The organism is Scytonema sp. HK-05, from assembly GCF_963872035.1.
Classification (GTDB): domain Bacteria; phylum Cyanobacteriota; class Cyanobacteriia; order Cyanobacteriales; family Nostocaceae; genus Kalymmatonema.
This window is the reverse complement of record NZ_CAWMYC010000100.1, coordinates 35,299-60,983: the sequence shown is the minus strand read 5'-3', so window position 1 is coordinate 60,983 and position 25,685 is coordinate 35,299. Positions and strand designations below refer to the sequence as shown.

The window sequence follows — 25,685 nt, the reverse complement described above, 5'->3', positions numbered from 1 at the left end:
AGTTGTAGAGCAAGGAACTGGCACGCATTCCTTGGTACGAACGTTAACTCTTGGTCTTAACGGCTGCTAGTACAACTAGCCGTCTGGTCAACAGGCTAAATTCTGCGCCCACACTGTACCCGTAGGGTCAGTGTGCGGTAGTTGACTACATTTCAACGCCAGGTACCTGAAGTTGGGAAACCCGATCACAGCACTGGCTCCCCAACCTACAGGGAGAAATTTTATTAGAAGTAATCATCCGGACTTGATATTATTCGTGACAGAGTCCTAATATTTTAAGCCGTCTCCACAAACACACCACTCCGTGCAAATTCTTCCTCCTCAGGGGTGAAGTGTGGAGCTTTATCCACAAGGCTCGGGTCAAAGTAGTAGGTTTCTTGCAAGAATTCTCCATTGATCACAGCTTCCTCCAAGTCCTTGATGTAATCTTGTGCAATTAGGCATACCTCCTTAATCCCTTCTTCATCACCCTTTTCCAACAGCTTTTGCAAGGTTGCTCTCACCCCAGACAGCCGTGAAGCCGGCTTCAGCGTACCATAGAGGTGATAGATGCGATCGGTTGCAATGCTGATGTGTTTGAGTGCTTTAGCTCGTACCAACTCAGAGTCAAGGCTAGGCCAATAGCGGGTGGTGTAAAACGCTTTCTCATCCTTGTGATACCACTCCTCTGAGCGAGCAATCGATGAGGAAACAGTATTGTGCAGCTTCCAGAAGAATAAGCGCAAGGAGGGACCATCCACCACAGTAGACAGTTTGGCATCCATGGATACCTCAAAGTTAGTGAGTTGTGGATCACGCCCAAGCACGAGGTACTCGACTGGGTACATTTCCACCTCCTTGTTCTGCACGACGTACATGTTGAGGTGGTGGCGACAGTAGGGGCAGGGGTACATCGTGGCGAACAGTTGGAAGAACTGCTTGAAAACTGCCACCAAGGTTTTCTGGTCCTGAGGTGTCTTGGTGGAAACGATCTCAGCAGTGGTGTGGAAGAAGCGCCACACAGCCGGACCAATGTAGTAGGGGAAGCTCACGCGCATCTGCGAGTCCTTAACATCACTCCGCCCTAGATATATATCGATGAATGCCACATAATGTGAAAGTGCGCCTGAATCACGCCCAAACTCTTGGCGTTCGCGCCGTTTCTGCACTCCGTTCAGGTAGTAGTGTGTGAGACGCCATGCCTGCTTGAGCATGAGTTGCTGAGAGGGAGTGCATTTTGGAAAGTACTCTGCAACATCTGCCCCATAGCGGTCAAACTCCCCTGAGTTTTTGGTGGATTCATACCACTGACTCAAAGCAGCTTCGTCTGGCACTGTGTTGCTCTGGATGTCTGCTGCGGTGCTAACACTGAAGGCAGCTAGCAGCTTGGGCATAAAGTCCTCATACCAATATGCCACTGGCATCATCGCGCCATCGACTTCCTCTGATGCGTTGTTGAGGATGACACGGTTCCACTTCTTGAGGTACTCTTTTGGATCTCCCTCGGATTGAGGTGTTTCTGGAGCTAACTCCTCATTGAGCTCCATCTTCCTTAGTCGGTTGAGTTCGTTAATTGCCAGCACACCCTCCGCGATGTCACGCAAGCTGAGACTTTTTTTCTTGATTGTGATTGCAAATTCGACACCCGCTGCAAACTTCTCCTTGACAGTGGCGGACTTACCACGCGCCTCCAATATGGCTTTCTCCTCTGCCAACATCTCTTTTGTCTTTTCCACTGTCTTCCAGTTCTGGATGCGATTTTCTAGTCGGGCATACTCATCCTCGATTGATTTCACTACGGCATCCAGCACGCGGTGACAAGCTGGTTCCACCACACCTAAGCCTTTGTACAGTGCGATCGCCTTCTGCACAAACTGCACAAAGTCAGTTATTCTGTATGGCAAGCTTCTTACGCGCAGGTGTGTTTCATGGTTGGCGGAGAAACTTTCGCGAAAGCAGCGGTAAGCTGCTCCTTGTAGCAAACGGAACAGACCAATTTGCATCTGTAGGCGGGAGGTACCGCGCGTCTTCTCGCTTTGTGGGTGTTGGGCGAGTAGTTCTTTTAGCCGTGCTACCTCTGCATCTATCTCGGTGGGTGCTTCCTGTGGAACGGCTTCAGTGGTGACTGGATCTGTATGAGCTGTATGATCAGTGTCAACCGTTGTGCTATTTAAAGTTGCGCTTGTCTCTAACGAACTGCTGACGGCAATTGGTGAGTCTTTATAGCCCGTTGTTGTCTCTGAGTCCGGCACCAGTTTACAGAACTCCTCGAAGTCAATTGAGGCATCGCCATCGTGATCGACTTCTTTGATGATCTCATCGAGTTCTTCGTCCGTTAGCCCAAATTGCCTCATCACCGCCTGCATCTCGTCTGCGGTGATTTGACCGCTGCCGTTTTCATCAAACACACTGAAGGCAAGCTTGAGACGGCTTTTGCGATCGCCTTGCCTGGATACCATCAGCGCTTTAAACTCTTCAAAATCGATACTGCCCGACAAGTCAACATCCACCTCTTTGATCATGTCGCGCAGTTCGGTGTCGTTAGGACTCTGTCCCAATGAACGCATTATCTGCCCCAATTCCTCTGCTGAAATGGCACCGCTGCCATCCTCATCAAATACTTTGAACGCTTCCCACAGCTTCTCGACTTCCTGCTCACTGAGAGTGTTTTTTTCAAAGTCTACAGATGTCATCGGTAAATCCACCATATTCTTTGGTCAGATTTTATCATGAAGTTCAGCTAGAAGTTAGGGATGGAGAAAACTCAGTGAACTACCCAACACCGACCCTAACGTCTGTCGGTGTGGGCTTCTGACTTCATTGACCGTTGCCCCTTGCCCTTACGGGTAGGTGGTCTTACACAGCCTCCATCAGCAAGAACGGGGTTCCCTCCGTCCATAGATAATATCCGAATTCCTTCTTTCCTTATGTTTAGGGCTGCATTGCCGTCACGGTCATGACTCGTAAAGCATGATGGACAATTCCATTCACGGATATCGAGCGTTAACTCATCAACAACGTGACCGCAGCACGAACAAGTTTTTGAACTAGGGAAGAATCTTCCTATTTCTACAAGTCGTCCCTCTTTACGCTTCAACTTATAGTCAAGAAAGTTGATGAACATTCCCCAACCTACATCAGATATCGACTTTGACAGCTTCCGGTTCCGTACCAGTCCCTTCACATTGAGATTTTCTACAATGATGATTTGGCTTTCATCTACCAGTTTCCTACTTAGTTTGTGTAGGAAGTCCTGACGGGAATTTGATACTCGTTCATGAACAAGAGCTACTAGTTTTCTGTATTTGTTTCTTGAATTACTACCTTTAACTTTACGAGCAAACTTTTTCTGTTTCCTAGCTAGATTCTTCTCATGGCGCTTCAGGTGTTTCGGATTTGAATGCTTGGTAACTTCCTTGCCATCATGAACAATAGCGAAATCTTTGATACCCAAATCAATACCAAGTGTTTTATCGCCGCTATGTTGACCTGTGTCACCGTCAATCTCAAGCAAGATCGAAGCAAAGTACTTATCTGTAGGAGTCTTGCTTATAGTGACAGTCTTAAGTTTCCCAAAGATTGGTGAGTCCAGCCCTGAAGGAGGGTTTCCCGACCTAGGGGACTGGCGAACCCGTAAGGGTCTATGAAAAACTGCCTTAACAATACCAATTTTAGGAATTTCCAAACAATCACCTACAACCTTTACGTTTTGGGGGTATTGAATTGATTGTTTATGGTGTTTCGCTTTAAATCTAGGAAACTTAGCGCGTCCCTCAAAAAAGTTAGTGTAAGCCTTGTTCAAGTTGATTGCTACGCATTGCAAAACAGCAGAATAACAATCTTCTTTTAACCAAGGATGCTCTAGCTTTAGTTGGGGCAAGTAAGCTTTGTAGACACTTAATTTCAGAGATTTTCCAGTTTCTTGATAGTGTTGAATGCAAGCATTGAGTGCATAATTCCAATACCACCTTGCGCAACCAAATGATTTGGCTAGAGCTATTTCTTGCTCGGTTGTTGGATATAGTCTGACTTTGACTGCTTTCAACACTTTTAATCACCTTCTTGTTATCTGCTAGTATAACAAATGTAGGTAATTCGTAGGTACATATATGAAGACAGAATGGTTTAAGATGCGAATGAGTGAACGCAGATTGAATAAGTTACGGCTATATGCCGCAATCAAAGATACGACAATGACTCACGTTATTGAAGACCTCATTGACTCGTTAAAAATCCCGGAAAGTGACATTTTGGGCACTGTCCCCACTCCCTCATCAACCGACGGTTGATATTGGTCGGAGGACGTACCCAAAATGTCCGGCTATTCATCCCAACACTGACCTGAGTACAGGTACAGTGTGGGGCTTCTAGCCGTTTAAGCTAAATCATTCTTGCATACCTGCATACAGCAGTCGCACAATTGACACTCCCCGGTCTAAAGACACAGGGATTCTACACTCTACGTCGCCACTTGCTCAACCAGGCTTGCGCCCTTCGGGTTCGCCAGTTCCCTAGGTCGGGAGACCCTCCTTCAGGACTGGTCTCACCAACAAGAGTAGAGGTTGCGACTCCTGTAGCGTTACTTCGGGATTGCCCATCCCTAGCTTTTGCAAGATTCAGAATATTTATTGCTGCGTTCACATCTCTCTGAAGGTGACATCCACAATTACATTTATGAGTACGAGTTGAAAGAGATTTTTTCACAATTGCTCCACAATCCGAACACTTTTGAGATGTCATTCGAGGATTGACAGCTACAACTTGAGTATTGAACTTAACAGCAAAATATTCTAGCCAACGACGAAACAGAGTCCAAGCCACATCATTAATGGACTTGGCTAAACAGTAGTTTCGTACCATGCCTTTCACATTTAAATCTTCATAGGCGACTAAGCTGTTAAGCTTGCATAAGGTTCGCGCCAGTTTCTTGGAATGCTCTGTCCTTTGCCTACTTACTCTTAAATGTTTCTTGGCATATCTGAGTCTAGCTATTCGTCGTTGGTTTTTACCTTTCTCCTTTTTGTAAATTTGACGTTGAGCGTGTTTAATAGCTTTTTCGGCTTGTCTAAGGAAACGGGGATTCTCCTCGTGATGCCCGTTGGAATCAGAGTAGAAAAACTCTAACCCAACATCAAGACCGATTTCACCATCAGCCGTTCTGGATTCAGATTTTACCTCGATATCAATTGCAAACTGGCAATAGTAACCGTCAGCCTTACGGACTAGTCGAACTCGTTTGATTGACTTCACAGGGTAGGTGTGAATATCCCACTTCCCGGTGGAGCTTGACTTCTCCGATACCTTTTTTATCAGTAAAGGTGATGCGTCGTTTTGTGGGATGTAGTGACCAGCCACTGGTCTTATACTCAACCGAACGGTTATCTTTCTGAAAGCGAGGAAAGCCTTTCTTCCCAGGCTTCTTAGACTTGCAGTTACCGTAAAATCTATCAATAGCTGACCACGCTCTTTCAGTCGCAGATTGACAAGCCATTGAGTTTAATTCTTCTACAAATTTGAATTCTTTACGCAGTGCTGTCGAGTAGTTATTTAAGGTTATCCTGTTAATCTTTGCTTCTCGTGGTGCATCCATCCAATATCTAATAGCTTTGTTACGGATGAATTGAGTAGTTCTAATAGCCTCATCGATAGCTCGATACTGCTGTTTCTTGCCCTTCACCTTGTACTCTAAAACCAGCACTGGGCTCTTCACCTCCTTAATTTAATCAACGGAATTTATGCTAACATTATTGTGTTCGCAATACATGTACAAAATGGCAAAAAAAGATTTACATATTCGGATTACTGAACGCAGAATCAATAAGCTACGTTTATTAGCAGTCGAAAAAGATAAAACAATTACTCAAATTATTGAAGATTTGATTGATACCTTGCCTGAGCCAAAAAATCAAAGCCCCTAAAGGGGCTAACCGCTCGCCTGCATCCACCGCCTGAAGTACAGATGAGTCTCTGCGCCGTGCTACGAGCCTCATCCTCGGTGGTTTTGGCTCGCTTGATTTTTTGTAAGATGATCTAAAAACCGTTACATAACACCTACCCAAAGTTACCCACAGTTGGACTTTTTTATACTATGACTCAAGAGCAATGGACGGCGGTCGATCGCTACATCACCGATTTGCTTGTACCGCCCGACCCTGCGCTGGATGCGGCGCTCCAAGCCAGTGCTGCGGCAGGTTTGCCACCGCACGACGTTTCGCCAAACCAGGGCAAGCTGCTGCTGCTGTTGGCGCAGATCCAGGGGGCGCGCACGATCCTGGAGATAGGCACGCTGGGCGGCTACAGCACGATCTGGCTCGCGCGATCGCTCCCCGCCGACGGTCGCCTGATCACGCTGGAAGCTGACCCAAAGCACGCCGAAGTTGCCCGCGCCAACATCGCGCGCGCCGGTCTGTCTGACGTCGTTGAAGTGCGCCTCGGACGGGCGCTGGATACGCTGCCGCAGCTTGCCGGTGAGGGTCACGGTCCATTTGACCTGATCTTCATCGACGCCGACAAGGCAAGCAATCCGGATTACTTCGCGTGGGCGCTCAAGCTCTCCCGTCGCGGCAGCCTGATTATCGCCGATAATGTTGTGCGCAACGGAGCGGTGGTCGATGCCGCCAGCAGCGATCCGAGCGTCCAGGGAGTGCGGCGCTTCAACGAACTGCTCGCCGACTCACCGCGCGTAAGCGCCACGGCGATCCAGACAGTGGGCAGCAAAGGGTACGACGGCTTCGCGATCGCGATCGTCACTGCTGACCAGTAGGTGTTGTCTAGGTACTTCACGAATTGACGATCACAAGGGGCTAGTGTCAAGAAGCACGCCTTTTCACGTCGCGCTCCGTAACACTACTGGGTCAACTAAGAGTGAGCGTGCATATTTTTTTCTTGGGTTTGCTTGAGTCCTTCTCGCACCCGTGTACCGTATTCTGGATCGCATTGCATGAAATGTTCCACCATGCGCTCTTGAATATGCGCGTCGCACTGTTTGAGTGCTGACACAAGGTTGAGAATCAGGTCATCCCGCTCCTCGTCGTGGAAAGTGCGATACCGCTCGCCAGCTTGCTGGTAATCGTTGGTGCGGCTGATTTTTTGACGCACGACTGGACCTTGCACATAAGGAGTGTGATCTTTGCGAGATTTCGGCGCTTCTTTAAGCCCGCCAAGACTGCTTGGCTCGTAATTGACGTGGGGGTTCTCGCCTGCTTCGACTCCATCAACGCGGTAAGTCATCTGACCATCACGCTGATTCGTTGCAACAGGTGTTTTTGGTTGATTAATAGGTAACTGCAGGTAATTTGGTCCCACTCGGTAACGTTGAGCGTCTGAGTAAGAGAACGTCCGACCTTGAAGCAATTTGTCGTCCGAGAAGTCAAGACCGTCAACCAATACACCTGTACCAAACGCGGCTTGCTCAACCTCAGCGAAATAGTTGACAGGATTTTTGTCGAGTACCACTCGTCCGACAGGCAGCAATGGGAATTGATCTGGCGGCCAGATTTTTGTTGGATCTAATGGATCGAAATCGAGTTCAGGGTGCTCGTCATCCGACATGATTTGCACACAAAATTCCCATTCAGGATACTCGCCTCGTGCGATCGCTTCGTACAAATCCTGTGTCGCATGGTTAAAATTCTTCGCCTGAATTTCCTCAGCTTGAGCTTGAGTGAGGCACTTGACCCCCTGCTTGGGTAAAAAGAAGTACTTGACAATATGCCCAACACCGTCAGCATTAACCCATTTGTAAGTGTTTACACCTGAGCCTTCCATGTGTCGGTAGCTGGCAGGAATTCCCCACGGACTGAACAGCCACGTGATCATGTGCATCGCCTCAGGCGTGTGGCTGATGAAATCAAAGATGCGGTTGGGGTCTTGACGGTTCGTGACTGGATCTGGTTTGAAAGCGTGAACGAGATCGGGAAACTTGATGGGATCTCGAATAAAAAAGACTTTAAGGTTATTTCCGACCAAATCCCAATTGCCATCTTCGGTGTAAAACTTGATCGCAAACCCACGCGGATCGCGGAGTGTCTCTGGTGAATGACCTCCGTGAATCACACTTGAAAAACGAATAAATACAGGCGTAATTTTACCTTTTTCTTGGAAAAGCTTGGCGCGTGTATATTTGCTCACCGCTTCATCGCCAACTTTACCATAAGCCTCAAAATAGCCATGAGCACCTGCTCCTCGCGCATGAACCACGCGTTCCGGGATGCGTTCGCGATCAAAGTGGGTAATCTTTTCCAGGAAGTTGTAGTTTTCAAGTACTGTCGGACCCCTGTCACCCACAGTTCGTGTATTCTGGTTATCAGATATTGGGTGACCTTGGCGATTTGTCAGGATTTCCTCTTGGTTACCGAGTTCGTCCTTTTTTTGATTGTCTGTCATATGCATCGTACCTTGGACAAAAAAGCGTCCTGCTAACAGGGAGTCAGATAGCAGGGAAATTGGGCTGTTATTCTAACTTTTCAGTTTTAGTCAAAATTTATAGAGGTTTTCACCACCGATAGATAGATGAAATTTTAAGTTTTGCCTGTAAGCATGGTTACTTTACAAAAAGTCGCTAGAGAAGGAAGCTAGAGGCTAAATTTATGCTAAATTTCTGACACTTATCCGTTTTTGTCTTTTGGTGCGCCTTCTTCTAAAAAACAAAGTTAATGTTAAGTTTGAAAGTATTCACACTTACAAACTAATACGAAGTTTTTTATCACGTATAGGGTTGCTAAGGCTTATTTTGTTATGTTTCAGTTAGAGTTTGAGTTACGGTAGAGCGAAATATTTTCCAGTTTCTGAACAACAAGATTCCCGACTTCTTTAAGAAGTCGGGAATGTGAGCCAATGGATTTTCAAAAACACACAAGAAACGTAAGATTTTGCCCTTCAAAGTACCTATGTTTACAGACAAACTTAAGATTTTATCTATCTCAAAAATATTTATGCTTTTAATAATACCTATTACGGATAACACAATCTGTAAATTCTAAATAATAATACTTAAGGGAAACCCTAAGATAATCGGGTAATCAACGACACTTAAACACAGGTATAATATGAATGCTTTGAATCAAGAAGTCTCCACCAAGTTAGAGTTAATCCGCCAAACCCTCGCCGAAACAGAGACGCAGGGGTTGCGTCTACGCGGTACAGATTGGTTTGCTTGGGCGACTGCTGGCGCTTCTAACACCGTGCTGCTGACTGCTGAAACCGGAGTAGCAGAAGTGTTGGTAACGGCGCAAGATGCTTGGGTTTTGACAGATGAAATTGAAGCGCAGCGCTTAAAGGACGAAGAACTGCCGGCTAATTTCCAACTGCACGTTAACCCGTGGGCTGATGCTGCTGCGCGTGAATCTTTTGTCCGTGATGCGACTGGTGGCGGGAAGGTTTTCAGCGATGTCTTCGACAACGCGAAGCGCGATCGCCCTATCGCTCATGTAGAAAAGCGATTGCCCGAGTCTTTACAACAACATAAACGGGTAATGATGTCAAGCGAGCTAGAGCGATATCGCCAAGTGGGGCGAAAAGCAAGCGAAGCGATGACAGAGGTCCTAAAAGCAGCCAAACCTACCTGGACAGAATATCAGTTAGCAGGTGCAGGTGCAGAGGCGTTGTGGGCGAGGGGTTTGCATCCCGCGCTGACACTGGTGGCTGGCGAAAGGCGTTTACCGCTATACCGCCATGCTACAGCCACAGGGGAACAGATTGGACGGCAAGCGATGCTGGTGTTTTGCGCTCGGGGATATGGTTTGTATGCGAACCTGACGCGATTTGTCAGTTTTGGTGCGCTTAGTGATGAACACGCCGAATTGCATCGTCATGTTCGTGAAATTGAAGCCGAAGCTTTGAATGTGTGTAAACCGGGAACATCTCTCAATGCAGTTTATGACACTTTAGCGAAAGCCTATCAACAGCACGGATTTAATAATGCAATCCGTGAACATCATCAAGGTGGAACTACGGGATATCTGGCGCGAGAAATTGTCGCAAATCCCACTACTACCGACACTTTAGCAGAAGGCATAGCTGTTGCTTGGAATCCAAGTTTACCAGGGGCAAAAGTTGAAGATACTTTTGTGATTCTCCAAGATGGAAAGTTGGAAAATCTGACTTTTGATCCCAATTTTCCTAGCGTGGAGGTAGAAGGAAGGCTACGTCCCATTCCGTTGGAGAAGGGATAATTCTTAGTTCGATTGTGAGCGCGATTGGCTTTGCCACTGCCCCTTGGGCGATCGCCCAACTGAATGTATAGTCTATCACATATGCATGATTTATATCTTTTGGGTGGAGTGCAACTATTTGTCCTGGTCAAGAATATAAAACAATCTTAGATTCATGAGCTCCAATCATGAAAATCCATAGAGTAGAACCCCGGCATAATCGGGGTTTTTTTCTTGTTGAGCAAAATTCTTTCAAATCGAATGTATACACAATTACATATTTTCAATTTGTACCTTTTGGATGTGGGGCATCGCTAGTTTGAAAACCACAATAAAGCGAAGATGCAAAATAAACCTACAGTCCTTTTTTGGTGAGTGTTTTATGAAAAAGTCAAACAAACAATGCAAGGACAGTTAAGACAGTTAAGACAGTTAAGGAATATTTAATAATTTTTTTAGATTTCGAGAATGAAATTTTAAGGAAATAATATTTATAGAAAAAACCTCCAGTGAGTGTGATTACTGGAGGCGTATGCTGAACCAATATTTGTTCTATTCAGTATTAGACAGGTAAAACAAATATTAAAAAACCTAACACGAGCTAATCTAAGTAAGTATTTAGATTTCTTTAATTAGTCCCTCAATTATCAGGTGTCAAAATCTTGGTTACAATTTTTTGTTTAAGTTCTAACTTATTTTCTTTGATTTCTTGTAACTCTTTTTGTAATTCAGGCAAATGCTTCTTCATCTCCCGTAAAATCATAGTATCCGTTTCTCCTTCAGTTGCTGTACCGAAATCAGCCAGTTTTATAGTAAACTGACATATTTTGCTATCAGGCTCTAGGATTGTGAGAATCGCAAAGAAATTTGCCAAATCAGTCAACTCCATATTTAGTTCCTCACTTCTAATATGTAAATGTTGTTACTTGATATTTCATATCCATATTGAAACCAAGTAAGCATAAATGCAAGGACAGTTAAGACAGTTAAGACAGTTAAGGAATATTTAATAAAAATTTTAGATTTTGAGAATTAAATTTTAAAGAAGTAATATTTATAGGAAAGCCTCCAGTAGTACTCACTGGAGGCGTATGCTGAACCAATATTTGTTCCATTCAGTATTAGACAGGTAAAACAAATATTAAAAAAGCTAACACGAGTGAAAAAGAGAGGAAAGGACAGTTAAGACAGTTAAGAAAATCAACCAAGACAGTTAGGACAGTTAAGACAGTTAAGCCAAAAAATCTATCTTAGGAATGAAATTTTTACCATTCTTCAGGGGTGATTTTCTCCAACCGTCCTGTTACAGCTAGTTTCCAGCATTCATCAAAGCTGATTCCCCTTTTCTCTGCTAGGTACTGAACTCTGTTTCTAATGAGTTGCTCTCGTTCTTGCAGTTTATGCAGCTTTCTTTTCTTGTAATAGCTCATTAATTAGTTTGTTAATGGCGAATAAAAGACCTTTGCCTTCATCTATTGTCAGGCTTCCACCTTTGACTTCTGTTGTCTGGATTTCACCATTGGCATTCTTTTCTTGCCGGGGAATAAATTTGGAAACTTTTACCTTTAACTGTCTGTAAAAAGCGATTGCTTGATCAATTTCTTCGGGTGTGAGTGTTTGGGTTTGTGTGGTGGCATCTTCTTTGGGTGTGAATATTTGGGTTGGTGTGCTGGTATCGGCAAGATACTGTGTAGCTGCAACATCCACAGAAGCAGCAACCGCAGGAGATGAGAAGAACATCGTGCTACTTGCAACCAGTGCCAAAAACACTAACATCAGTCGTCGTGCGATTCTAGTGATACTTTTCATGGTTTTCCTTGTATATGTACAAACACGTAAAAAGTTAGCACTCATAAAAAAGGGATGCAAGGACAGTTAAGACAGTTAAGAAAGTCAAGTAAGACAGTTAGGACAGTTAAGACAGATAAGCCAAAAAATCTATCTTAAGAATGATATTTTCATATATTGCGAGAATCTTCTAATACACGCTTGAAACATACATCAGCATATACTGGTATGCAGATGTATATTTCAGTACTGCAAAATCTAAAATTTTTATTAAATATTCCTTAACTGTCTTAACTGTCTTAACTGTCCTTGCATCCCTTTTTTTACTCGTGCTAACTTTTTTAATATTTGTTTTACTTATTCAGTACTGATTAGAACAAATATTGGTTCAGCATACGCCTCCAGTAATTGCATTTACTGGAGGTTTTCCTATAAGTATCACTTCCTTAAAATTTAATTCTGGAAATCTAAAAATTTTATTAAGTATTCCTTAACTGTCTTAGAGCGTGTTTATAAAATAGATTTGTCATTCTGAGTGGAGTGAAACGCAACTCAGAATCTAGGGTTTGCATCATAGTCGAGAGATGCAACACTTGTGCTATCGCTACGTTCAGCATGACAAATCGAGGTTTTTGCCAAATTTATAAACACCCTCTTAACTGTCTTAACTGTCCTTGCATCCATTTTTTATTAGTGCTAACTTTCTACGTGTTTAGTTTATAGGTGCGTTAGGAGCGCAAAAATTTGGTAAACTTATATCAGTCATACGCGCTCTTAACTCACCTAAGTTTATTTACTTGAAAACTGCTGTAAAAAGACGAAGCTCCCGCGCTTGCGTCTTGTTTTAGGTGCCTATCTTGCGTACTGATGGAATGGAACATGGCAAATATCTGTATTCGGCAGCCTGAAATTAAACTTGTCCGTTTGGTTCAGCCAGCTTGACAACGGCTGCAACTAACTCAGCAGGTTCAACAGGTTTGGATATATGCATTTGAAACCCGGCTGTGAGCGCACGATTACGTTCGGATTCTCCAGCAAACGCTGTAAGAGCAGCCGCTGGAATTTGCCCCCCAAGCTCTGCTGGAAGAGCTCGGATTCTTTGAATCAGCGAATAACCGTCCTCACCCGGCATACCGATATCACTAATCAGCAGATTGGGTTTGAATTGTGAGAGCGCTGCTAGGGCTTCTCTTGCTGATGTCACCGTCGTGACTTGTGCCTGACATTGTTCTAAAATGAAGCGAATCAGTCCGAGAGTATCGATATTATCATCCACAACGAGAATTCGTAAGCCATTGAGAGATGGAAACTCACCACTAGCCACTGAGTCCAAGTTGGTTGGCTGTACAATTTGTTCTTCTGTTCTTATCGGTAGTTGCACCGTGAAAGTTGCACCCAAGCCTTCCCCATCGCTAGTTGCATAAACTGTGCCATTGTGCATCTCAACCAAATGACGTACAATCGCCAGTCCTAACCCCAGTCCACTATTTGCTCTGGTGCTTGTCCCATCAGCTTGACGGAAGCGTTCAAAGACGTAGGGAAGAAAATCAGCGCTAATACCTGCTCCCGTATCGGTCACCGTAATCTGAGCCATTGAATTTACCTGCTCGAGCCGAATTTCAATCCGTCCTCCAGAAGGGGTAAATTTGACAGCGTTGGAAAGCAGATTCCATAAAACCTGTTGCAGGCGATCTGCGTCACCTGTCACCTGAGCAACATTGGGATCAAGTACCGACTGAAACTGAACTGCTTTGGCTTGAGCTATGGGACGTATACTTTCGCTCACCGCATCAATCACAGGTATCAGGTGAAGCGGGCGAAGGTTCAGGCGGATTTTGCCTTGGACAATCCGTGAAACATCGAGAATATCTTCAATGAGTTTCTTTTGAACTTCAGCATTGCGCTCAATAGTTTCTAGAGCCTTGGCGGCAGTGGCTTGATTTAACTTCCCCTGACGAAGCAGTTTCGCCCAGCCTAACATCGAGTTTAGCGGCGTGCGTAGTTCGTGGGAAACGATCGCTAAAAACTCGTCTTTTATCCGGTTGGCTTCCCAAGCTTCCCGGTAAAGCATTGCATTGTCAATCGCGATCGCCGCCCGTTGAGCAAGTTCAGTAGCCATCGCCAAGTCTGCCTTTTGATATCGACGTTCTGGCTGTCCCAACACAAAAGCGATTGTACCGAGCTTGCGCTTACCAGCAATCAGCGGCACGATCATATAAGACTGTGCATTCAACTGGCGCATCAAGCTCAAGTGTTCGGCATCCTGTGCTATGGATAGCACAAGTGACTCTGGAATTTCGGTAACCATTTCCGGCTGTCCGGTTCGTAAAACTTTGGGTGCGCCAAAATCTGCATCGGCTGGAGGTGGATAACGTTCCCTGAGTTCTCGTATCAGCGCTTCCTTCTCTGGCTCAAATGCAACGATGATTGGATTGTCAAAAACGACCAAATTCTTCTCAAGAATATCAACAAAGCACCAGTCTGCAAGAATTGGTACTGCTAGACTTGCCACGCTAGTGAGCGTAGTACGGTAGTCGAGGGAAGAAGCTAACAGGCGGCTTGCTTCAGCTAAGAAGGTGGAACGCCTTTCTTGGGCTTCGGCTTCAGCACGGGCGGCTTGCTCACGAGCAAGAAACTGCTCTCTTTCCGATTCCGAACGTTTGCGATCGCTGATGTCGTGGCAATAAATAGTCAGTCCATCCTCCCGTGGATAAACTCTCACTTCCAGCCATATATTGAGATGGAGACAAAACGCTTCAAATTGGACAGGAAGTTTTGTTGTTGCTGCTTCATGATACTTTTGATAAAACACTGAGCCGACAGCTTCAGGATACTCTTCCCAAATGTTCTTGCGGAGAAGCTCTGCCTGCGTTTTCTGCAAAATTTGTTCTGATTTTCGATTAACGTACGTAAATCGAAACTGCTCATCTAAAGCACAAAAGGCATCAGTAATGCTTTCAAGAATATCGGCACAACGCTGATTGGCTTCTTGCAGGGCTTTCTCTGCTCTCTCCTGTTGTTCCAATCGTTGCAAGATTGAGCGCACAGCAACAGGCAAACGAACATAGTGTTTTGCTGATTTGATGATATAATCATCCAGCCCCGCCTTCATTGCTTCGACTGCAATCTCCTGAGTGCCACTATCGGTAAACATAATCACTGGACACTTGGGGTAGCGGGATTTAATATCCTGTAAAAGAGCCACTCCATCATTCCAACGCACACGATAGTCAGTGATGACAAACTCAAAGTTACCTGCTGACAATGCTTGGTGGAAATCCTCTGCTTTTGTAACTTGTTCAACCTGAAGGTCAGGAAACTCAGACTTGAGTTTATAGACGATTAAGGCACGGTCATGTTCATTATCATCAATCAGAAGCAAACGCAGCATTTAAGTTTTTTTTGTCAGCAGTGAACACTCGTTATCATCAACACTAGTATTTATATTGATTTGGCGTCAGTCATCCCATTTCTTGCTATAAATATTAATAATTGCTAAGCCTTAGTAAAGGATACTATCCTCAGAAAGAGCTGGTAACTCTATCCAGAAACGACTTCCCTGAGATGCTGTTGATTCGATGCCTACTTGCCCCCCCATACGCTCGATTCCTCTACGGGCGATCGCTAACCCAATGCCAGTACCAGGATAAACTTCCTCAGCGTGCAAGCGTTCAAAAACTTTGAAAATGCGCTCTTGGTACTTCGGCTCGACACCAATGCCGTTATCTTCCACCCATAACCGCACCCATTCATTGCGTTTTTGTGTCCATACCCGTACAGAAGGCTGAACTCCAGGAGCCACAAATTTGATAGCGTTGCTCAGTAGGTTTGTGAGCACCTGAATAACGGTAGTATAATGCCCAACAACTGGAAGCAGTGGTTCGTCTACTGTCACAATCGCCTGTTGCTCGTGAATTTGTACCTCTAGTTGAGTCAGCACCTCCGCCATAACATTTGACAAGCTAATGGGTTTTGGTGATAGCTCATTGCGATTCAAGCGACTGTATGCCAATAAATCGCGTAGCAGCCTTTCCATCCGCTGGGCGTTGGTGAGAATGCGCTTTATGAAGTCCTGTGCGATCGGGTCTAATTCGCCGGCGTAGTCTTCCAACAAAATTTGAGCAAACCCTTGTAAAACACGCACAGGTTCCCGCAGGTCATGGGAAACTGAGTAAGTAAAAGCTTGCATATCGGCATTGGATTCGTTCAGCGCAGCCGTTCGCTCTGCTACTCGCTGTTCGAGTTCGGCAGCGTAGCTTTGCAGTTGTTCTCGTTGTCGAGCCTGCTGAATCGCCACTGCTAGCTGGTTTGCAACTTCTAATAGCAATTTGCTGGTGTTCCGGGTTAAATGCTGCTGTTTGGTTGGCAAACAAACTCAGTTCACCAATCAAGTCTCCTTCGACCACCAGTGGTACTGCCAGGAAACTCGGCTTGCCTTCTACAAGTTGCCGCTCGATTAAAAGCGGGCGTTCCTCAAGGGTAGCAATATCTTCTACATAACGAATTCCCCCTGATTCCCTTGAGACAAAAGTTGGTATGAGCTGCTCAAGCTCAACGCTTTCCCCTTTTGACACACTATCAATTGTCCCTGCCAGTATCTGGGCATTGCCTGTTTCAAAATTAAATAATGCAACGACAGCTTCAACGTAAGGTAGCACCCGATGCATTCGTAAAAGTGCAGCATGGGCAATCTCTTCCGTAGACTCTGCTCTAAGGATGGCACGATCAATTTGTTGTAGGGCTGCCAGGCGTTGAAGAGAGCGAGACAATGCTTCTTCCGTCTGCTTGCGTTCCGTAATATCTCGTGCTACACCAATTAAACCGATGACATTACCAACAGCATCTCGATAGGGGTCTTTTGTTGAAAGATAGATGTGGATGCTGCCATCCGATCGCACCTTCTCTTCCACAATTTCCCCCCGTCCCGTCGTCATAATTCTTTGGTCAACGTCTCTCAAAGCTGTTGCCAAGTCGAACGGTAAAAGTTCTGTGTCATCACAGCCAATGATTTCTTCTTTTGCCCTGCCAAAAATCTGAGCTGTAGTAGCATTAATGAATTTGTAGCGTCTCTGGAGGTCTTTGACAAAGACTGCATCCGTGGTTCCCTCAATGACTGCTTGCAGTAGGTTGGTTCCTTCCTGCAATTCAATCTCGGCTCCTTTGCGTTCGGTAATGTCAATAGCTGTAGTAATGACTAGGCGTCTTCCGTCAGGAAGATTGCCCAAAGGAGCCGAGTAAAAGTCCCAAATCCGAGTTTCACCACTACGTGTGGTTATGGTGTACTCTCCTTCTGCAATTCGTGCATCCAGGCTGTAGAGGCGATCAATGTCGGCTCTAACCAATTCTTGACTTTCACCGTAAGCTTTTTGAGTCCATGCTGAGATAGTCGGGATGTCAACAGGAGTATAACCTGTTAGCTCTGTCCAAGTTCGGTTAATTTGAACAACTTGCCCATCCTCAGCATGTAGCATTATTGGTATTGGAGCATCACTGATGGCACTGCGGAAACGTTCTTCGCTTTGCCGTAGGCGACTTTCTGTGGATTGACGAGCGGCACTTAGACCGCTAATTAGCAAAGACACTGCCACAAATAAGCTCAGTTCCAGAAAACCATTAACAGTGGCAACAGCCAGAGAATAAATCGGAGCTAAAAAGAAGTAAGCGCTTGCCAAGCTACAGAGTAGGGTAGCAAGCATTCCTACGTTGCGACTTCCATACCACGAGCTAACCACCACAGCCGTGAGAAACAAAACCAGGGAACTTTGCGGTAGAAGTGGTGATAAGACGAGCGAAACTAGCAGTGCCGCTAGGCTGGTGACAACCGCGATTGGGTAACTTAGCAACCAAGAACGTTCTTCGACCAGCATATTCTGCTTCAATGCTTGCATAAACATTTGTATGTATCCTGAGCAACACTACAGTCATCTCATACTTATGGCTCTTGACTGCGTGGTAAAAATGAAATCATCTTTTTCACGATTTCTGCCAACATATCTAAAGAACTCGTTTTAACAAAGTAAGCACTACCCCCCAAAGTAGTAACTTGGTTCATTTCATCAGGATCTTCAGAGCTACTCATGACGATAACAGGCAGATGTTTAAAATTTGGTTGCTGTTTAACCCATGTTAATAACTCTAACCCGTTCATCCTTGGCATTTTCATGTTGCTAATGATTAGCATTGGCAAGGGGTAACGCTCTCGGTCTGCATATTTTCCTTCACCTAACAAATAATTCACGGCTTCCTCCCCGTTGCGTACGAGTTGGAGAGAAATGGACACACCAGCTTTACGGATAGCACGCTGCAGAAAAATTAAGTCGCTGTCATTGTCCTCGGCTAGCAAAACAGGATACTGCTCAGGATGATTCATTGAGAGAATGGCCCTTTTGGTGTACTTTTACTTTAAAATTTCTTGCTGTAGGCTTACCCTATGGGAGGACGTGTAATATTGAATTTTTTTGCTATCAATCAATTAATTAATAATTATGGATTTCCAAAAGATTAATTAATAATTATGAATTTCCAAAAGATATTTGGTAAACCACCTGAAGCCGAAGCCAGTGCGCCAGGAAGAGTCAACCTACTTGGTGAACATACTGATTATAATGATGGCTTTGTTCTTCCAACAGCAATTCCCCAACGCACCACAGTACAGCTAGGTTCTAGTACCGATGGACAGCACCACTTTTATTCTGAAGATTTAGACGAGCAAGTTAGCATTTTAGAAAGTAATCATACGCCGTCTGGATTTGCAAGTTATATCTTTGGGTGTATTCAACTTTTGCAAAAAGAAGGACACACGATACCATCGCTGAATTTGCACGTCAAATCGACGGTTCCTATCGGTTCGGGTTTGTCTAGCAGTGCGGCTTTGGAAGTCGCAACGCTGAGGGCTGTGCGCCAACTCCTCAACCTCCCCATCAATGATGTCGAAATCGCCCAACTCGCACAGCAAGCGGAAATTCACTATGCTGGCGTGCAATGCGGCATTATGGATCAGATGGCTTCCAGCCTTGCTGACACAGAGCATATGCTGTTTTTAGATACGCGTACCCTGGAACGTCGCGTGATGTCTTTCCCAAGCGGTGCAGAGATTGTGGTGATAGATAGCGGTGTGCCTCGCACGCTTGCAAGTAGCGGATATAACCAAAGGCGTGCGGAATGTGAGGAGGCGGCGCGGTTACTGGGGGTGAAGGCGCTGCGAGATATTACCGACAGTAGCGCAACAGAAGTATTACCCGAACCGCTGCGGCGTCGCGCCCGTCATGTCGTAACGGAAAATAACCGCGTCTTAGAGGTTTTGCAGGGAGTCTCATCTCAGCGCTTTGGCGAATTAATGAACGCATCCCACGCCAGCTTGCGGGACGATTACGAAGTTTCTGTCCCTGCGCTGGATACGCTGGTAGAGATATTGCAGAAAACAGCAGGAGTATTTGGCGCAAGGCTGACGGGCGCAGGTTTTGGCGGGGCAAGCGTTGCTTTGGTCGCAGCGGGTGAGGGCAGAGGTATTGCTAGTAACGTCCTCGAACAATACAATCAAACAGGTAACACCGGACGAATCTTAGTTCCGTCTACTGATTTTTGATTGGGGAGATGAGGGAGATGAGGGAGATGAGGGAGATGAGGGAGTGAGGGAGCAGGGGAAGAACTAACGACTAACGACTAACGACTAACGACTAATGACTAATGACTAATGACTAATGACTAATGACTAATGACTAATGACTAATAACTAATGACTAATAACTAATGACTAATGACTAATGACTAAAGTAGTTTTTGGTAACGCTGTTAACGAAGGCGCGAAGCGCTGGGGATGGTTTCTTGGTCACTTCATCACTCCAAGTGAAGATCCGCGATCGACGGAAGACCTAGAAGTGAAATGGGCTGTCCATAAAGTAGGAGACAGTAGAACTGAGTGGGCAGTCAATAACCAAGCCGCCACCCTTTCTATCCTGATCAAGGGACAATTTCGTCTTCAATTTGAGGACGGAGATATTGTACTATCTCGTGAGGGCGACTACGTTCTTTGGTGTGCAGGCGTGCCGCATTGTTGGATTGCTGAGTCTGAATCTACTATCCTGACTGTGAGATGGCCCTCTAAAGCAGGTGATAGTGTGGGAATGCCTACACAAGAAATTAACCAATAAAGGTCAAAAATTAAATCAAAAGATAGAAAAGTCCTTGCGCCACTTGGTACAGGATTGAATATATTGAATAATAAGATAATCCGCGTTAAATTTTGCTTAAGCCGCCGATGCAATTTCCTTTTGAAAAAGTGAAGTCCAGGAAGACAGCAGTGCTTAGGCAACCACAAATGAGCCAACTGATTCGTGAACTGTCGGATTTGCCAGAACCAACGCTACGAAAACGCGGCAAAGGCATCCTTAGCAAATATTTTCCACAAGCGGAGCAGAGATGGTGAGTGATCCAGTAAAGGCGACTGTCCCTGAGGATATCTTTGCAGGCGGTGGAGAAATGGGAGCGTTGATGCGAAACTCCTTTGGAGACGCTGAGCGATCGCTCGACTGGTCGCAAACGCTTTTGGGTCCAGTATCTCAATGGGCACAGAGCTTGAAAACTGCCGTTAGCATTATTCTCAACTCCCACTACCCGATGTTCATCTGGTGGGGAAGCGAGTATGCCAACCTCTACAACGATGCCTACCGCCCAATTCTCGGTGCTAGCAAGCATCCCCAATTTCTGGGACAGTCTGCCAAGCAGTGCTGGGCAGAAGTTTGGGATGTCATTGGTCCGTTAGCTGATAGCGTCCTCACCACAGGTCAGCCTACCTGGTCAGATAATCTGCTGCTGATGATCGACCGCTACGGCTACGTGGAAGAAACCTACTTCACTTTTTCCTACAGTCCGATACGAGACGAGAGCGGTGGAGTTGGCGGAGTTTTCTGTGCTGTGATCGAAACAACAGAGCGGATCATTGGCGAACGTCGGCTGCGATCGCTGCGTGAACTTGCCAGCAACACCGCAGAGGCAAAGACGGTCAAAGAAGCTTGTCACATTGCCACGCAAACCTTATCCCACAATCCCGACTGTATTCCCTTTGCTTTATTGTACTTAGTTGAGGCGGACGGAAAACAAGCACGTTTGGTAGGAACAACGGGCATTGAGCCAGGCACACCCGCAAGTCTTGAGCAGATTGATTTAACCCAAGAGACAGACTGCTGGCATCTGGCACGAGTTAAGCGTACGGGGCAAGCGGAGGTGGTGGATGATTTCGCAACTCAGTTCGGATCACTGTTTGGAGCAACCGGGAAGCAACCGCCTAACGCCGCCTTGGTCATGCCTATTGCTCAATCGGGACATAAGCAGCAGTTAGCTGGATTCCTGGTTGCCGGAATAAGTCCTCGGCGTGCATTTGATGACGACTACCGGGGGTTCTTTGATTTAATTGCCAGTAATGTTGCGACTGCGATCGCCAATGCTAATGCTTACGAAGCAGAACGCAAACGGGCTGAAGCACTAGCAGAACTAGACCGGGCGAAAACTGCTTTCTTCAGTAACATCAGTCACGAATTTCGTACGCCGTTGACTTTGATGCTAGGTCCTCTTGAGGACGTGTTAACCAATCCCTCAAGCGTTCTTCCCAGACACGACCGTGAGCAGTTAGAAATGGTGCAGCGTAATGGGTTACGCTTGCTGAAGCTGGTTAATAGCCTCCTGGACTTCTCCCGCATCGAAGCAGGACGGGTGCAGGCAGTTTACGAACCTACAGACTTAGCGATGCTGACAGCAGAGCTAGCGAGTGTGTTTCGCTCCGCAATCGAACAAGCAGGGCTAAGGCTTTTGGTCAACTGTCCACCTTTACCGGAACCTGTGTACGTAGACCAGGAAATGTGGGAAAAGATTGTGCTTAACCTGCTTTCCAATGCTTTCAAGTTCACCTTTGAGGGGGAAATTGCAGTAACGCTCCGTTATTGCGACGACCACGTTGAGTTAGACGTGCGCGATACAGGCATAGGCATCCCCGCTGATGAGCTACCCCATATGTTCGAGCGGTTCCATCGCATCAAAGGAGCGCAAGCACGTACTCATGAAGGTTCGGGCATTGGGCTATCGTTAGTCCAAGAGTTGGTAAAGCTGCACGGTGGCACGATTCAAGTCAGCAGCATTGTGAATCAGGGAACCTGCTTTACCGTGTTGATTCCCACAGGAACTGCCCATCTGCCAAGTGAAGGCATCAGCGCAACCCGTTCACTCGCATCCACCGCAGTGGGCGCTACGCCGTATGTCGAGGAAGCGTTACGTTGGCTACCTGAAGAAGGGACAAGGGACTCGGGACAAGGGACTCGTGAGTCCAGCGCCGTGCGGGGGTTCCCCCCGCCCGTGCGACTGGCGTTCACCGAAGGTGTGCCGAAGGCATACCCGAAGGGGGACAAGGGAAGAGTTCTCTCAATTTCCCATCCTCATTACCCCTTATCCCCAGAGGGGGCCCCACCTTCCCCAATCCCTAATCCCCATTACCCCTTATCCCCAGAGGGGGCCCCACCTTCCCCAATCCCCCGCATTCTCCTAGCTGACGACAATGCGGATATGCGCGACTATGTCAAGCGTTTGTTAAGCCAACGGTATGACGTGGAGGCGGTAGCAAATGGCACTGAGGCGTTAGCTGCTGCTCGTGCCCAGGTTCCAGATTTGATATTAAGTGATGTCATGATGTCAGGGATGGATGGCTTTGAGTTGCTTCGCGAGTTGAGGGCTGATCCGCACACGAGAGAAATCCCCATCATTCTGCTTTCTGCGCGTGCTGGGGAAGAGTCGCGCATTGAAGGTTTGGAAGCTGGGGCAGACGACTATTTGGTTAAGCCCTTCTCTGGACGTGAACTCCTGGCTCGTGTGAATGCTAACTTAGAGATGGCTCGATTGCGTCAGGAAGCAACGCGGCGAGAGCGGGAATTACGTGCTGTTAGCGAAACGGCACAACGTACCGCTGAGACAACCCGTGACCAAATCAGCAACATTCTTGAAAGCATCACTGATGCGTTTGTGGCTTTCGATCACCAGTGGCGCTACACCTATGTCAATCAGGAAGCTACCAAGCTTTTACACAAAACCCCTGAAGAACTACTCGGCAAGCAGGTGTGGGAGGAGGTGTTTCCAGAGACAGTCGGAAGTTTGGCGTACCAGGAATTTCACCGTGCCGTTACTGAGCAAGTTGCCGTTGTCTTTGAAGAATTTGGTCAGCCGATAGGTAAGTGGCTGGAAGTCCACGCGTATCCTTCGCCAGATGGTCTTGCCGTTTATTTTCGGGACATTAGCGAACGCAAGCAGGCGGAGGAAGCGTTCAAAGAACAGGAGAGAAAATACCGCTATATCTTTGAAGCCGCAGGCGTGGCGATTTTTGAAGAAGATTTTTCTCTTGTCCAAGAAGCGATCGCTCATTTAAAAGCGCAAGGAGTCCAAAATTTTCGCACCTATTTCGCGGAACACCCTGAGTTCGTTCGACAGGCAGTTGACATGGTGAGAATTCTCAACGTGAATGACACGGCGGTACGGATGTTTCGCGCTCAAAACAAAAATGAACTCTTGGCTTCAGTTGACCAAGTCTTTATACCGGAAACCCTAGAGGTGTTTGTCGAAGAACTGCTTGCGCTTGCTCACTCCGAAACTTATTTTCAATCTGAAACAATTCTGCAAACTATAAACGGAGAACGCCTCAACGTCCTTTTTACGATTACTTTTCCCCCGCCAACCGCAAAATTTCATAGCGTCTTGGTAAGCATAATGAATATCACTGAGCGCAAACAGGCTCTTGAAGCCCTACGCCAGAGTCAAGAGCGATTTCAAGCTTTTATGAATAACAGTCCAGCCGCATCATGGATTACAGATGCAGACGGGCGTGTGATTTACCTTAGTCAAACTTACTATCGCATATTCAAGCTACCAACAACCGACGCGCTCGGCAAAAGTATCTTCGAGCTATATCCGACTGAAATCGCTCAGCAATTCCTTGATAACATTAGAACAGTTGCCCAGACAAAGCAAGTCGTTGAGGCGATTGAGCATGCCCCTAGCACAGATGGCACGCTCGGCGACTTTCTGGTGTATAAGTTTCCCATTGCAGATGTGTCTGGGCAATGTCTGGTAGGAGGAGTTGCGGTTGACATCACCGAACGCGAACGCGCACTTCGTGAACGCCACCTTGCAGAACAAGCTCTCATGCGCCAAACAGAGCAATTGATTCAAGCTAACCGCATCAAAGATGAATTCTTGGCAGTCCTCTCCCACGAACTTCGCACGCCGCTCAACCCCATACTTGGATGGTCGAAGTTACTACGAGCTAGAAAGTATGATGAAGCAACGACTGCTCGCGCCTTAGAAACCATTGAGCGGAACGCCAAACTCCAGATCGAACTTATCGAAGATTTGCTGGATGTTTCTCGCATCCTACAAGGCAAACTCAGACTAAAGATTGGTGCAGTTGATTTGGCATCTACGATCGCAGCAGCAATACAAACTGTGCAGTTAGCTGCCCAAGCCAAATCGATTCAGCTAGTGACCGTGTTTGAGGAGAAAATGCGACAAGTTTCAGGCGATTCAGGTCGCTTACAGCAAGTCGTCTGGAATTTGCTTTCCAATGCCATTAAGTTTACACCAGAAGGTGGACAAGTAGAAATCCGTTTAGAGTCCGTTGGTTCTGTGGCTCAGCTTCAAGTGCGCGATACAGGTAAGGGAATTGCTGTTGAGTTTCTACCGTATGTATTTGACTACTTCCGACAAGCTGACGGCTCAACGACCAGGAAATTCGGTGGACTAGGGTTAGGTTTAGCAATTGTCCGCCACATTGTAGAGCTACACGGCGGCACGGTTAAGGCAGAAAGTTTGGGTGAAGGACAGGGAGCAACCTTTACAGTTACTCTGCCATTGATGAAGATTCATCTACATGAGCAACAGAGTGATACACAGTCTGATGAGTTTCCCGATTTAAAGGGGCTGAAAGTTCTCGTTGTGGATGATGAGGTAGATACACGAGAGTTGATTGCTTTCATTTTAGAGCAGTCTGGAGCAGAAGTAACACAGGTAGCGTCGGCAAGTGAAGCACTACAAGTTATCACCCAGTTTCAACCAAATGTGCTGTTAAGCGACATCGGAATGCCTGAAGTAAACGGCTATATGCTGATGCGTCAAATCAGAGCAATGCCAGCAGAACTGGGAGGGCAAATTCCAGCGATCGCCCTAACGGCTTATGCAGGTGATGTTGATTACCAACAGGCAATTGCCGCCGGATTTCAACAGCATATTGCCAAGCCAGTGGAGCCAGCCGCGTTAGTTGCAGCCGTCGCCAACCTTGCTGTGAAGTGGTAGCGGTGTGTCGCTAGAACGCTAGAGCATCGATTCAGTAATCAAAAACCTAACCCCTTATCTATGCGCGATCGCGCACGCTACGCAAACAGTTGTCTTGGTACAGATGCTTGACCAGCTTTTTAGTCTTTGTCAACACTCCTTTATGTTAACATCGTGGCTAGTCAATGGCTATCCATTATGAAAGATTCACGATTAAGTTTAAGAATGTCTTCTCGTAGGCTGAATAAGTTACGGTTATATGCAGCAAGCAAAGATAAGACGATTACTCAAATTGTCGAAGACTGGGTTGACAGGTTGCCCAACACAGAGATTGGCAATCAAGGTACTGTCCCCAGTCCCCCTTCTAGCGACGCTGAAAACTCGTCAAAGGACGTACCTTAATTGCCCGGTCATTCATCCCACGCTCCCGTTACGGGTCAGATGTGGGATGAATGACCGATTAAG

16 protein-coding genes and 2 pseudogenes are annotated in these 25,685 nt (G+C 46.3%); 8 read left to right on the top strand and 10 right to left on the bottom strand.

Annotated features, from left to right (window positions below; translation table 11 throughout):
• Positions 1–275: 275 nt before the first annotated feature.
• Positions 276–2,672, bottom strand: coding sequence for an EF-hand domain-containing protein (locus AACT52_RS16975; RefSeq protein ID WP_073632573.1), 2,397 nt, complete (start codon positions 2,670–2,672; stop codon positions 276–278).
• Between the two features lie 95 nt (positions 2,673–2,767).
• On the bottom strand, positions 2,768–4,027 hold the full coding sequence (locus AACT52_RS16970; protein WP_073632506.1) for an RNA-guided endonuclease InsQ/TnpB family protein: 1,260 nt from the start codon (positions 4,025–4,027) through the stop codon (positions 2,768–2,770).
• Between the two features lie 88 nt (positions 4,028–4,115).
• Between AACT52_RS16970 and AACT52_RS16965 the strand changes: the two genes are divergently transcribed.
• Positions 4,116–4,268, top strand: coding sequence for a hypothetical protein (locus AACT52_RS16965; protein ID WP_339374990.1), 153 nt, complete (start codon positions 4,116–4,118; stop codon positions 4,266–4,268).
• A gap of 163 nt (positions 4,269–4,431) precedes the next feature.
• Here AACT52_RS16965 and AACT52_RS16960 read toward each other — a convergent pair.
• Positions 4,432–5,677, bottom strand: a pseudogene (locus tag AACT52_RS16960) (RNA-guided endonuclease InsQ/TnpB family protein).
• A 73-nt stretch (positions 5,678–5,750) separates the two neighbouring features.
• On the opposite strand from AACT52_RS16960, the gene AACT52_RS16955 reads away from it, so the two are divergent.
• Both AACT52_RS16955 and AACT52_RS16950 read left to right on the top strand, forming a co-directional pair.
• A complete protein-coding gene (locus AACT52_RS16955) occupies positions 5,751–5,897 on the top strand; it encodes a hypothetical protein (RefSeq protein ID WP_198940944.1) in 147 nt (48 codons plus the stop codon).
• Between the two features lie 170 nt (positions 5,898–6,067).
• Complete coding sequence (locus tag AACT52_RS16950; RefSeq protein WP_073632502.1) at positions 6,068–6,742, top strand: O-methyltransferase; 675 nt, start codon at positions 6,068–6,070, stop codon at positions 6,740–6,742.
• A gap of 113 nt (positions 6,743–6,855) precedes the next feature.
• On the opposite strand, the pseudogene AACT52_RS16945 reads toward AACT52_RS16950, so the two are convergent.
• A pseudogene (locus AACT52_RS16945) lies at positions 6,856–8,364 on the bottom strand (catalase); the annotation flags it as partial.
• Between the two features lie 662 nt (positions 8,365–9,026).
• Between AACT52_RS16945 and AACT52_RS16940 the strand changes: the two are divergent.
• Positions 9,027–10,151: a M24 family metallopeptidase gene (locus AACT52_RS16940; RefSeq protein ID WP_073632498.1), complete on the top strand. Its 1,125-nt coding sequence runs from the start codon at positions 9,027–9,029 to the stop codon at positions 10,149–10,151.
• A gap of 619 nt (positions 10,152–10,770) precedes the next feature.
• Here the strand turns inward: AACT52_RS16940 and AACT52_RS16935 are convergent.
• The 6 genes from AACT52_RS16935 to AACT52_RS16910 form a co-directional block, all read right to left on the bottom strand.
• Positions 10,771–11,019 (bottom strand): hypothetical protein, encoded by a 249-nt coding sequence (locus AACT52_RS16935; RefSeq protein WP_073632496.1) that lies wholly within the window; start codon positions 11,017–11,019, stop codon positions 10,771–10,773.
• 509 nt (positions 11,020–11,528) lie between these two features.
• Positions 11,529–11,939: a hypothetical protein gene (locus AACT52_RS16930; protein ID WP_073632495.1), complete on the bottom strand. Its 411-nt coding sequence runs from the start codon at positions 11,937–11,939 to the stop codon at positions 11,529–11,531.
• An 889-nt stretch (positions 11,940–12,828) separates the two neighbouring features.
• Positions 12,829–15,309, bottom strand: coding sequence for a hybrid sensor histidine kinase/response regulator (locus tag AACT52_RS16925; RefSeq protein WP_073632493.1), 2,481 nt, complete (start codon positions 15,307–15,309; stop codon positions 12,829–12,831).
• A gap of 111 nt (positions 15,310–15,420) precedes the next feature.
• Positions 15,421–16,107 carry a sensor histidine kinase gene (locus AACT52_RS16920; RefSeq protein WP_233153977.1) on the bottom strand — a complete coding sequence of 229 codons (687 nt, stop codon included), beginning with the start codon at positions 16,105–16,107 and terminating at the stop codon, positions 15,421–15,423.
• Complete coding sequence (locus AACT52_RS16915) at positions 16,076–17,812, bottom strand: PAS domain S-box protein (RefSeq protein WP_233153976.1); 1,737 nt, start codon at positions 17,810–17,812, stop codon at positions 16,076–16,078. Before AACT52_RS16915 ends, AACT52_RS16920 begins: the two co-directional genes overlap by 32 nt.
• 38 nt (positions 17,813–17,850) lie before the next feature.
• On the bottom strand, positions 17,851–18,288 hold the full coding sequence (locus AACT52_RS16910) for a response regulator (RefSeq protein ID WP_073632491.1): 438 nt from the start codon (positions 18,286–18,288) through the stop codon (positions 17,851–17,853).
• Positions 18,289–18,432: 144 nt separating this feature from the next.
• On the opposite strand from AACT52_RS16910, the gene galK reads away from it, so the two are divergent.
• The 4 genes from galK (at position 18,433) to AACT52_RS16885 (ending at position 25,622) form a co-directional block, all read left to right on the top strand.
• Positions 18,433–19,503, top strand: coding sequence for a galactokinase (galK, locus tag AACT52_RS16905; RefSeq protein WP_073632489.1), 1,071 nt, complete (start codon positions 18,433–18,435; stop codon positions 19,501–19,503).
• Between the two features lie 178 nt (positions 19,504–19,681).
• Positions 19,682–20,068 (top strand): signal peptidase I, encoded by a 387-nt coding sequence (locus tag AACT52_RS16900; RefSeq protein WP_073632487.1) that lies wholly within the window; start codon positions 19,682–19,684, stop codon positions 20,066–20,068.
• Between the two features lie 268 nt (positions 20,069–20,336).
• Positions 20,337–25,241 (top strand): ATP-binding protein, encoded by a 4,905-nt coding sequence (locus tag AACT52_RS16890; protein WP_096549470.1) that lies wholly within the window; start codon positions 20,337–20,339, stop codon positions 25,239–25,241.
• Positions 25,242–25,418: 177 nt separating this feature from the next.
• The gene (locus AACT52_RS16885; protein ID WP_073632485.1) at positions 25,419–25,622 is read left to right on the top strand and encodes a hypothetical protein; all 204 of its coding nucleotides are present in this window, start codon (positions 25,419–25,421) and stop codon (positions 25,620–25,622) included.
• Positions 25,623–25,685 lie beyond the last annotated feature (63 nt).

Excerpts from the sequence above, each read along its gene's own strand:
- AACT52_RS16940 (WP_073632498.1), top strand. The coding sequence starts at position 9,027 with ATGAATGCTTTGAATCAAGAAGTCTCCACCAAGTTAGAGTTAATCCGC.
- AACT52_RS16890 (WP_096549470.1), top strand. The coding sequence starts at position 20,337 with ATGGTGAGTGATCCAGTAAAGGCGACTGTCCCTGAGGATATCTTTGCA.
- AACT52_RS16925 (WP_073632493.1), bottom strand. The coding sequence starts at position 15,309 with ATGCTGCGTTTGCTTCTGATTGATGATAATGAACATGACCGTGCCTTA.
- AACT52_RS16900 (WP_073632487.1), top strand. The coding sequence starts at position 19,682 with ATGACTAAAGTAGTTTTTGGTAACGCTGTTAACGAAGGCGCGAAGCGC.
- AACT52_RS16935 (WP_073632496.1), bottom strand. The coding sequence starts at position 11,019 with ATGGAGTTGACTGATTTGGCAAATTTCTTTGCGATTCTCACAATCCTA.
- AACT52_RS16885 (WP_073632485.1), top strand. The coding sequence starts at position 25,419 with ATGAAAGATTCACGATTAAGTTTAAGAATGTCTTCTCGTAGGCTGAAT.
- galK (WP_073632489.1), top strand. The coding sequence starts at position 18,433 with ATGAATTTCCAAAAGATATTTGGTAAACCACCTGAAGCCGAAGCCAGT.
- AACT52_RS16950 (WP_073632502.1), top strand. The coding sequence starts at position 6,068 with ATGACTCAAGAGCAATGGACGGCGGTCGATCGCTACATCACCGATTTG.
- AACT52_RS16915 (WP_233153976.1), bottom strand. The coding sequence starts at position 17,812 with ATGTTTATGCAAGCATTGAAGCAGAATATGCTGGTCGAAGAACGTTCT.
- AACT52_RS16955 (WP_198940944.1), top strand. The coding sequence starts at position 5,751 with ATGGCAAAAAAAGATTTACATATTCGGATTACTGAACGCAGAATCAAT.
- AACT52_RS16965 (WP_339374990.1), top strand. The coding sequence starts at position 4,116 with ATGAGTGAACGCAGATTGAATAAGTTACGGCTATATGCCGCAATCAAA.
- AACT52_RS16975 (WP_073632573.1), bottom strand. The coding sequence starts at position 2,672 with ATGACATCTGTAGACTTTGAAAAAAACACTCTCAGTGAGCAGGAAGTC.
- AACT52_RS16930 (WP_073632495.1), bottom strand. The coding sequence starts at position 11,939 with ATGAAAAGTATCACTAGAATCGCACGACGACTGATGTTAGTGTTTTTG.
- AACT52_RS16910 (WP_073632491.1), bottom strand. The coding sequence starts at position 18,288 with ATGAATCATCCTGAGCAGTATCCTGTTTTGCTAGCCGAGGACAATGAC.
- AACT52_RS16920 (WP_233153977.1), bottom strand. The coding sequence starts at position 16,107 with ATGCAAGCTTTTACTTACTCAGTTTCCCATGACCTGCGGGAACCTGTG.